The 9,520-nt window shown below is 66.8% G+C and carries 11 protein-coding genes; 4 read left to right on the forward strand and 7 right to left on the reverse strand.

The features are described from left to right. A partial coding sequence (locus GZ67_RS0118035; RefSeq protein ID WP_029273972.1) for a 2-oxo acid dehydrogenase subunit E2 occupies positions 1 to 955 on the forward strand: 955 nt, incomplete at its 5' end. A gap of 13 nt (positions 956 to 968) precedes the next feature. Here GZ67_RS0118035 and GZ67_RS21070 read toward each other — a convergent pair. Continuing rightward, the gene (locus GZ67_RS21070) at positions 969 to 2,468 is read right to left on the reverse strand and encodes a hypothetical protein (protein ID WP_029262825.1); all 1,500 of its coding nucleotides are present in this window, start codon (positions 2,466 to 2,468) and stop codon (positions 969 to 971) included. A gap of 164 nt (positions 2,469 to 2,632) precedes the next feature. Here GZ67_RS21070 and GZ67_RS0118045 point away from each other — a divergent pair, with 164 nt between their 5' ends. After that, entirely contained in the window at positions 2,633 to 3,343 is a 711-nt protein-coding gene (locus tag GZ67_RS0118045; RefSeq protein ID WP_029262826.1) for a DUF4191 domain-containing protein, read from the forward strand. 60 nt (positions 3,344 to 3,403) lie between these two features. On the opposite strand, the gene GZ67_RS0118050 is transcribed toward GZ67_RS0118045, so the two are convergent. Further along, the gene (locus tag GZ67_RS0118050; protein ID WP_029262827.1) at positions 3,404 to 4,591 is read right to left on the reverse strand and encodes a RimK family alpha-L-glutamate ligase; all 1,188 of its coding nucleotides are present in this window, start codon (positions 4,589 to 4,591) and stop codon (positions 3,404 to 3,406) included. A gap of 20 nt (positions 4,592 to 4,611) precedes the next feature. On the opposite strand from GZ67_RS0118050, the gene GZ67_RS0118055 reads away from it, so the two are divergent. Further along, positions 4,612 to 5,103: an ATP-dependent zinc protease family protein gene (locus tag GZ67_RS0118055; RefSeq protein ID WP_029262828.1), complete on the forward strand. Its 492-nt coding sequence runs from the start codon at positions 4,612 to 4,614 to the stop codon at positions 5,101 to 5,103. Between the two features lie 9 nt (positions 5,104 to 5,112). Here the strand turns inward: GZ67_RS0118055 and GZ67_RS0118060 are convergent, their stop codons facing one another. Further along, positions 5,113 to 5,541 carry an RDD family protein gene (locus tag GZ67_RS0118060; protein ID WP_029262829.1) on the reverse strand — a complete coding sequence of 143 codons (429 nt, stop codon included), beginning with the start codon at positions 5,539 to 5,541 and terminating at the stop codon, positions 5,113 to 5,115. Positions 5,542 to 5,687: 146 nt separating this feature from the next. On the opposite strand from GZ67_RS0118060, the gene glnA reads away from it, so the two are divergent. Continuing rightward, positions 5,688 to 7,112, forward strand: a complete 1,425-nt coding sequence (glnA, locus tag GZ67_RS0118065; protein WP_029262830.1) for a type I glutamate--ammonia ligase — start codon at positions 5,688 to 5,690, stop codon at positions 7,110 to 7,112. Positions 7,113 to 7,182: 70 nt separating this feature from the next. On the opposite strand, the gene GZ67_RS0118070 is transcribed toward glnA, so the two are convergent. The 4 genes from GZ67_RS0118070 to GZ67_RS20930 form a co-directional block, all read right to left on the reverse strand. Beyond that, positions 7,183 to 8,073, reverse strand: a complete 891-nt coding sequence (locus GZ67_RS0118070; protein ID WP_029262831.1) for a hypothetical protein — start codon at positions 8,071 to 8,073, stop codon at positions 7,183 to 7,185. After that, entirely contained in the window at positions 8,070 to 8,507 is a 438-nt protein-coding gene (locus GZ67_RS0118075; protein WP_029262832.1) for a hypothetical protein, read from the reverse strand. Before GZ67_RS0118075 ends, GZ67_RS0118070 begins: the two co-directional genes overlap by 4 nt. Positions 8,508 to 8,536: 29 nt before the next feature. Next, positions 8,537 to 8,833, reverse strand: a complete 297-nt coding sequence (locus GZ67_RS0118080) for a hypothetical protein (protein ID WP_029262833.1) — start codon at positions 8,831 to 8,833, stop codon at positions 8,537 to 8,539. A gap of 145 nt (positions 8,834 to 8,978) precedes the next feature. Next, positions 8,979 to 9,520 (reverse strand): hypothetical protein (locus tag GZ67_RS20930; protein WP_029262834.1); only part of this gene is annotated, 542 nt, incomplete at its 5' end.

Here is a 9,520-nt window from a genome sequence, read left to right on the forward strand (position 1 = left end):
GGCTCCGGCCGCTGCTGCTCCGGCCGCACAGAAGCTCGCGCTGCCCACCGAGAACGACAACCTGTACGTGACGCCGCTGGTGCGCCGCCTCGCCGCACAGCAGGGCGTGGACCTCGCCTCCGTCACCGGAACCGGTGTGGGTGGCCGCATCCGCAAGGAAGACGTCCTCAAGGCTGCCGAGACCGCCACGGCACCCGCTGCGGCAGCCGCGTCGGCCCCGGCACCGCTCGAGGTGTCTCCGCTGCGCGGCACCACGCAGCCGATGTCGCGCCTGCGCAAGGTTCTGGCGAAGCGCGCCGTGGAGTCCATGCAGCAGACCGCTCAGCTGACCACGGTGGTCGAGGTCGATGTCACGGCGCTGGCCGACTACCGCGACAGCGTGAAGGCCTCGTTCCTCGAGAAGACCGGCGACAAGCTGTCGTTCCTGCCGTTCTTCGCGCTGGCGACCGCTGAGGCTCTGCAGGCGTTCCCGATCGTGAACGCGACGGTCGACGGCGAGAACATCGTGTACCCGGCGAGCGAGAACGTGTCGATCGCGGTCGACACCGAGCGCGGCCTGCTCACGCCGGTGCTGCGCGACGCGGCCTCGAAGAACATCGCGCAGATCGCACACGAGATCGCCGATCTCGCCGCCCGCACGCGTGACAACAAGCTGAAGCCGGACGAGCTCGCCGGAGGGACGTTCACGCTGACCAACACCGGTTCGCGGGGCGCATTGTTCGACACCCCGGTCGTCTTCCTTCCGCAGTCCGCGATCCTCGGCACCGGCACGGTCGTCAAGCGTCCCGGCCTCGTGAAGGTCGGCGGCGCGGATGCCATCGCGATCCGTTCGTACGTGTACCTCGCCCTCTCGTACGACCACCGGATCATCGATGGTGCGGATGCAGCACGGTTCCTGGGTGCGGTGAAGGCCCGCCTCGAGTCGGCGCAGTTCGCCGCTCAGCTCGGCGCCTGACCGATAGAGCACCTCATGGCTGGTCCGCGACGTCATACACGTCGCGGACCAGCCATTTCTCTTCCGTCCGGATGAGGACGAGCATCATGTGCGCCGGTTCCCGAGAGTTCACCTCTCCGGCCTCCTCATCGCCATGACCGACGTCGAGCCGCACGACGGCGACGTCCCCGTACTCGTCGACCAGCTCGACGGCGGTCCCCTCCGCAGCCCCGAGCTCTTTCACCACACCGTCAGACCCTGAGGCCACGGCCTCAGGGCACGCGACGTCGGCACGAGCACGGCAGGTCGTGATCGTCGTGAGCAGAGCTGCCGCTGCGGCCACAGGATCGGCTCCTCCCGACGAGCTGCTCCTGTCCGGATCTCCACCTGCCCTCGTCTCGTCCGCCGTCCCCTTCTCCGTAGACCCCTCGGATTCCTCGTGCGCCCCGGCGTCCTCCGACACGGGCGTGGCCGATGGCTCACCCCCCGAGGGTGCCGATGCCGATTCGGCCGCCCGCCGCCCTCCTGCATCAGCAGCCTCGCCCGGCTCGCCACCGTCCGGCCACAGCAGGCCCGCGGCGAGTACGACGACCGCCACGGCTGCCGCCACGATGAACGGACGTCGCCGCGAGTGCGACCGCGTGCCTTGATCCCCTGCCTCACCCGTCCTTCGGCCTCGCCGCCCCGGTACCCCCGCCGCGATCCGCGCGTACGCGACCCGGAAGGACTCCTTCGCGGCGTCGGCGAGCGTCACGGCTGTGGTCGCGATCCCCCGGCTCCTGCGGCGACGATCCGCCCGCAGACGCTGACCGTTCCGCGAAAGGACCGGTTGATGCGCCGTGATCACGCGCGCGACCTCCCTCGCACGCTCCGGCGCATGCGACCCGCGATCGAGAGGTTGCGGAGCAGCGACGCTCAGGAGCTCTTGCTCCCACACATCGAGGAGCCGGCGCGCGATGCGCGGCTGTGTGGCGGCCTTCTCGAGCCCCTTCTCGATCACGCTGAGCGCCCGCGTGAGCACCTTGTCGGTGCTGTCTTCGCCCAGTCGCCGGACGATCTGCGCCGCTCCTTCTCGCGCATCCACCCCTGCTCCGAAGACGAACATCGGCCGTCCGCCGTCGGTCACCCACCATGCTCCGGTGCGTGTCCCCTCCGCACCATCGCCGATCTCGTCGAGACCGCGCAGCAGGCTGATCACGAGGGTGCAGCACTCCCCCGGTTTCAGCACTGCCCCCGTGGCCGATCGACGGATCAGGAGCCCCAGCGCCTGATCCGTGCACCACGGGAGCAGCACATCGTGGCCACCGCCTCGTCGGATGACGTCGATCGGTGCGGCCACATGCTCCGCCCCCGAGTACCGCCATCCGATCCATCCTCCGAGAGCCGAGGCGTCCACCCGCACCGCCACTGCGTCCCCCGAAGTGACCAGTGCGCCCTCGAACGGCCCCTCATCCGCGTCGAGAACCCGAACGACCCGATGCGCGGCCGGAAGAAAGGCCGTCCCCCGAGCGTCATGCGTGCCGATGTCTGTCATTCCTCCATCACAGCCCACCGCACACCGGAATCTGCGTGATCCGGGCCTCACCGAACGGGTTCCGGCCGATGCCGAGAATGTGCAGGAAGAGTGCCGTCGCATCCGACTCCGCTTCACGCGAACGCCGACATCACGAGGGCTGCGGACTCGGTAGGCTGGTCCCCATGGCAAAGCGTGCTCCTGAACCCGAAAAGCGTCCTGGGTTCTTCTCCCAGATCAAGTCCCTCTTCCGGTTCACCCGTGAGGCCTACCCGTGGCTTCCGTGGGCTCAGCTCGCGATCCTGATCGGCGGCGTCCTCATCGGCCTCGTCGCCGGCTACCTGATCCCGCCGTTCCAGATCTGGACGCTCGTCCTCTGGGGCATCACGGGTCTCATGCTCGGCGTCCTCGGCGCGCTGTTCCTCATGACCCGAATGTCGACTTCGGCCATGTACACGAAGATCGACGGCATGCCCGGCGCCACCGGCCACGTGCTCAGCACCAGCCTCGGACGCAGCTGGCAGGCGTCGGAGACGCCCGTCGGCATCAACCCGAAGACGCAGGAGGCGGTGTACCGCACCATCGGTCGCGGTGGCATCGTCGTCGTGGGAGAAGGTGCGCGGGGCCGGCTGACCCGCCTCGTCAACGAGGAGCGCAGCAAGGCCCAGCGCGTCGCGCACGGAGTTCCCGTCACGGTGCTCTACGTCGGGCACGGCGAGGACGAGGTCGCGATCGCCGACCTGGCGAAGACGATCAAGAAGCTCCCGAAGGCCATCGACAAGACCACGATGGCAGCGGTCATCCGCCGCGTGGACTCGGTCTCGCAGTCGCTGTCTTCGCTGCCGATCCCCAAGGGGATCGACCCGACGAAGGTGCGCTCGCAGCGACCTCGTTGAGCCCAGCACTCCGAAACGAAGAGCGCGGCCGTCCTCCTCTGAGGGCGGCCGCGCTCTCGTTCACTCGGAGAGCGGCTGCCGAGGCAGGCGACGGACCTTCGCACGCCGACGACGACGCTCGGGGACCATCGAGCGCATCTCATCGAGCTTGCCGAAGCAGAACAGTCGGTCGTCCGCCTCGAGGACCACGTGCTTGCGCGGGTTCGGGATCACGCTCACGCCGCGGTGGAGCGTGAGGACCGTGATGTCGCGTTCCCAGAGGCCCGCCTCGCCCAGAGTCTTGCCGACCAGGTCGACGGCGCCATGCACCATCAGTTCCGCGACGCCGTATCCCGTCGAGACCGTGAGCCGCTGGCGCACATCGATCTCGGGGAACGCGACCTGACCGGCGATGTAGTCGATGATGGCGCCGGCGACATCGAGCTTCGTCGCCGTCTCGATGCCCTGCAGTCCCGGTGAGGAGTTGACCTCCATCACCAGTGGCCCGTCGTCGCCCTCGAGCATGTCGACGCCGGCGACCCGCAGCCCCATTATCTGCGCGGAACGCACGGCGGCGCGCTCATACACGGGGTCGAGTTCGACGGCCTCGACGGATCCCCCGCGGTGCACGTTCGAGCGGAATTCGTCTCCGGCGGCCGAACGCCGCATCGCGGCCACGACACGGTCACCGACGACGAGAGCCCGGATGTCGCGTCCGCGACTCTCCGAGATGAATTTCTGGATCAGCACGTTCTGCTTGGTGGAGTGCAGCGTCTCGATGATCGCCTCGGCCACCTTCACCTGGGGCGCGAGGATGACTCCGATCCCCTGGGTTCCCTCCAGCAGCTTGATCACGACCGGCGCCCCTCCGACGCGCTCGATCGCCGGACGCACGTCTGCGCGATTGCGCACGAATGCGGTCGGCGGCATCGCGATGTTGTGCCGTGACAGGATCTGATTCGCGCGGAGCTTGTCCCGTGCGCTGGAGATCCCGTTCGCGGTGTTCGGCGTGTACACGTCCATCTGCTCGAACTGCCGCACCACGGCGGTGCCGAAGTAAGTGATCGAGTTGCCGATGCGGGGCAGGATCGCGTCGTAGTCGCTGAGCTGACGACCCCGATAGTGGAGGTCGGGTTCATCGGCCGTGAGATCGATCGCGAAGCGCAGCGTATTGAGCACCTTGACGTTGTGTCCGCGCTGAAGCGCAGCTGCGCGCAGTCGCTGGGTGGAGTACGCCTGCGGCGCACGGGAGAGCACTGCGATCTTCACGGGGGATTTTTCCTGCCAGGATGTATCAGGTGAGTAGGACTACCCCCCATTCAAACACCCTTACGGGGTGGCGAGAATGGGTGAGCCTGCCCGATCTCGGAGTCGACTGGCTGAAAGCCAAGATCGACACCGGTGCGCGCACCTCCTCACTGCACGCGTTCGACATCGTCGAGTTCGAACAGGACGCCCAGCCCTGGGTCCGTTTCAAGGTCAAACCCTGGCAGGACAGCCAGGAGGACGCCGTCGTCGTCGAGTGCCCGGTCCACGACCGGCGCGCCGTGCGCAGCTCGTCGGGGCACGCACAGGAGCGCCTCGTGGTGGAGTTGTTGATCCGCCTCGTCGACCGCGAAGTGCTCGCCGAGGTGACGCTGAGCAACCGCGACGAGATGGGCTTCCGGATGCTCATCGGAAGAGAAGCGCTGCGACAGGGATTCTCGGTCGACCCGGCACGATCGTTCCTCGGGGGGCGAGCGCCCCGTGAAGCGCGTCGCCGCAACCGCGGCAAGATCTGAACGCTACGTTCAGGCGCGGATGAGAACGGTGCCGACGGCCTTGTCATGCAGGCCGCGCTGATCGGCGTCCCAGATCACCGCCGGCACGACCACGACGAGCAGGAGGGTGCGCACGATCGGCCGCCACAGGCCGACCCAGGCACCGTCGCGGCGCACGAGCCGCATTCCGAGGATCCGGTGGCCCGGGCTGCCTCCCGCGGTAGGGATGAAGAGGATCTGCAGCACGGCGAACACCAGCATCGGCGCGAACTGCGTGAGCCCGGCTTCGGTGGGAAGCGCGAACTGGTCGTAGCCGAGGAACGCGGTGGCGATGATGGTCGCGGCGAGGTAATCGATGAGCAGAGCCCCGATGCGGCGGCCCGGCCGGGCGATGCTGCCGGGACCCGACTCCGGGAGTCCGAGTCGCTCACCGGGGTACGTGTTCACAGCGTCCGTCACTCCCCCAGCCTACCGAGAGCGAAATGCCGCATCGTCGCCGGGCTCCTGTAACACGCCCGAAACAAAGCGGATACCGTAGAGAAATCCCCCGTCCGTACTCTGCAGAGTGGCCGTGAAGCCATCGATCCGCATTACAGGAGTCGTACATGTTCAAAGATTCGTCCGAGGTACTGACCTACATCAAGGAGAACGACGTCAAGTTCCTTGACATCCGTTTCACCGATCTCCCTGGTGTACAGCAGCACTTCAACATTCCTGCATCGACGGTCGACGAGGCTTTCTTCACCGACGGTCAGCTGTTCGACGGCTCCTCGATCCGCGGTTTCGCGAGCATCCACGAGTCGGACATGCAGCTCATCCCCGACGTCACCACCGCGTACGTCGACCCCTTCCGCGAGGCGAGCACCCTCGTGATGCTGTTCGACATCTACAACCCGCGCACCGGCGAGATCTATTCGAAGGACCCGCGTCAGGTCGCCAAGAAGGCCGAGAAGTACCTGACGTCGACGGGCATCGCCGACACCGCGTTCTTCGCCCCCGAGGCCGAGTTCTACATCTTCGACGACGTCCGCTACAACGTCACCTCGAACTCCAGCTTCTACAGCGTCGACTCGGAAGAGGGCGCCTGGAACACCGGCCGCGAAGAAGAGGGCGGCAACCTCGGCAACAAGACCCCGTACAAGGGCGGCTACTTCCCGGTGAGCCCGGTCGACAAGACCGCTGACCTCCGCGACGACATCACCCTCAAGCTGATCGACGCCGGCTTCATCCTCGAGCGCTCGCACCACGAGGTCGGCACCGGTGGCCAGCAGGAGATCAACTACCGCTTCGACACGATGGTCCACGCGGCGGACGACATCTTGAAGTTCAAGTACATCGTCAAGAACACCGCCGAGGAGTGGGGCAAGGTCGCGACCTTCATGCCCAAGCCCCTCTACGGCGACAACGGCTCGGGAATGCACACGCACCAGTCGCTGTGGAGCGACGGCAAGCCGCTCTTCTACGACGAGGCCGGCTATGGTCAGCTCAGCGACATCGCACGCTGGTACATCGGCGGCATCCTGGCGCACGCGCCGGCCCTGCTCGCCTTCACCAACCCGACGCTGAACAGCTACCACCGTCTGGTCAAGGGCTTCGAGGCTCCGGTCAACCTGGTCTACTCGGCCGGAAACCGCTCCGCCGCGATCCGCATCCCGATCACGGGCTCCAACCCGAAGGCCAAGCGCATCGAGTTCCGTGCGCCCGACGCCTCCGGCAACCCGTACCTCGCCTTCGCCGCACAGCTGATGGCGGGCCTCGACGGCATCAAGAACCGCATCGAGCCGCACGAGCCGGTGGACAAGGACCTCTACGAGCTTCCGCCCGAGGAGGCCAAGGACATCCCCCAGGTGCCGAACTCGCTGCTCGACTCGCTCGACGCCCTGGCGGCCGACCACCAGTTCCTCCTCGAGGGCGGCGTGTTCACGAAGGAGCTCATCGAGACCTGGATCTCGTACAAGTACGAGAACGAGATCCTGCCGATGGCCCAGCGCCCGCACCCGTTCGAGTACGAGCTCTACTTCGGGGTCTGACGACCGCAGCGCATCGTGAAGAGCCCGCCTCAGCTTCGGCTGAGGCGGGCTCTTCCGCGTACAGGTCCCCTTAAACGACGCGGTACCGGGAGTGGATCACCACGTCACCGAGGAACGGAAGCCCACCCAGCGCGATGAGCGCCCGGTGCTGCTGGCCGTCTGCTCCGGCACCGCCCGGCCCCCAGAGAAGTGTGAACAGCTGCTTGCCGGTCCGTGCTTCTACCGTGACGGGGATGTCCGGATAAGCCGCGAGCAGCTGGTTGTTCTCCAGCGTCTTCACCCCCGGGTACCTCGTGCCGTTCACGGACAGCGGTACGGCCGCCACCACCGGGAGCGTCCAGAGGGGCAGACGCGACGAGACTTGCCCGTCATACGGCGTCTCGGTCGTGTTGCCGATGAAGATCGATGTCGTGCCGCCCGGTGACCCGTCACCGCCGGGCGTGACTGCAGCCCAGAGGTGCTGATACGGAGACGTGACCTCGGTGCTCCCGGTGGACGTGATCGTTCCTCGTGCAGGGTCGGTCACGACGGTGAGGGACTGTGTCTCCGGGGTCAGCGGGAAGGGGCCGGGCCAGGTGAGGTCCAGTGCGACCGTCTCGCCGGCCGGAACCGAGATCGACGGGACGGTCCACGCGTCTTCGTCGGCGCTGCGGCTGTGCACAGCACCGGCGAGCAGGAATGGGGCTGCGACGTTCATGCCGGGCATCCGGAAGGTGAGGGGCCCGGTGAAGTCGGCCGGACCGGAGTTCGAGATGCGCACGGAGCGGGTGCCGTAGGGAGCGTCTGCATCGACGAATGGACTGACCTCGAAGGTGAGCACCGGCAGCTCCGTCGAAGCGGCAGCGAGCGGCGTCGCGACAGCCATGGCCACGACCGGCGCACTCCACGCCGCGGCTCGCAGCACTGTTCGCCGGTCGATCCCCCGGCGGCGGTTGGTGAGCGGGGCATTCGAGTTCGTCAACTCTGTTCCTTTCGATTGCACGCGGCGGGCTCGCTGCGCATCATGGTCTTCGTGAATTCATCTGGTTCGCTCATGACGGCACCGGCGCCCACCAGGAACGAGCGCACCACCGCAGTGCGGCTCACCAACGAGAGCAACGGGAGCGAGACGGCTGCGGCGATCGTGACGCCCCAAGCCGAGGTCGAGGTGGCCGCGATCAGAGAGCCGAGTGTGCTCACGCCCCAGACTCCTGCGAGCACCCAGCGCCATTCCGGCGCGAGAGGCAGGCAAACGGCTCGCACCACGCCCAGCGCTGTTGCGGAAACCAACGCGAGAAGCAGGCTCACGGTGCCGATCGCGACGAGTGTCTGGGCGGCATTCGGTTCCACGAACTCGGACGGGAATGCCGGCAGGATCGAGAACACCGTGACTGTCTCCTGTGTGGGGACGCGCATGAGACGACCTTTCGTTTCGGACCGCCAGCTCATCGGGAGAGGAAGAATGCGTACACGCACAGCAGTGAACTGATCACGAGGACCAGGATCAGAGTGGTCCGCTTCACCCGGGCCGCCCAGCGTCTCTCCGGGCGATGGGCGCGATACACGCGGCGGAGTCGCCGCTTCTGCCGGCGGCGACGACGCCGTTCCCTGCGCGACCCGACCGGCGTCGGACGCTGGGGCGGCACGTAGGTGCTCCGCTTGAGACCGGTGCCGTCCTTCGCGAGGCGTGCGCCGTTATTGGTGAAGCGGAAGGCCTCGTCGAATCCGTCTGCACCGCTCACGGAACTCCCCTCCGTTACTGTCGCACCTTCCGGCACGTATGGCTCCCGCGACTGCGAGGACCTCCAGGAACGAGTCCGGCTGGGGGCCGAACATCTTTCCCGAAGGTCCTCGCCGCTCTAGCCGGTCATTCGGGACCGGCGAGCATCACCACGCACACGTTGGGGCGACCATGTACGGGGTGAAGGCATCGTTGTTGTTGCTGAGAGAGGGCATGCCCGCCGAGGCGACGTTGGAAGCGACGAGTGCGTTCCCGACATAGAGGTTGCCGTTGGGTGCCAAGTAGGTGGTGTCGCCGATGGCTGTCGAACCGACGGGGACGCTCGGGAACGTGACGGTCAGGCCATCGCTCCGGCGGTAGAGACTCGCTACGCCCGTCGATGACATGAATGAGATGAACGCGTCGTCATTCGACGAGAGCGTGGGAACACCGACCGATGCCACACCGGTAGCGACAAGAGTGTTCCCCTCGTAGAGGTCTCCATTGGGTGCCAAGAACGTGGTGTCGCCGATGGCTGTCGAACCCGCGGGAACACTCGGGAACGTAACGGTCAGACCATCGCTCCGGCGGTAGAGACTGGCCACGCCCGCCGATGACATGAATGAGATGAACGCGTCGTCGTTTGACGCGAGCGTGGGGATGCCGACCGATGAGACGTTGGTGGCAATGAGTGTGTTCCCGACGTAGA

The organism is Microbacterium sp. Cr-K20 (assembly GCF_000708325.1).
Lineage (GTDB): Bacteria > Actinomycetota > Actinomycetes > Actinomycetales > Microbacteriaceae > Microbacterium.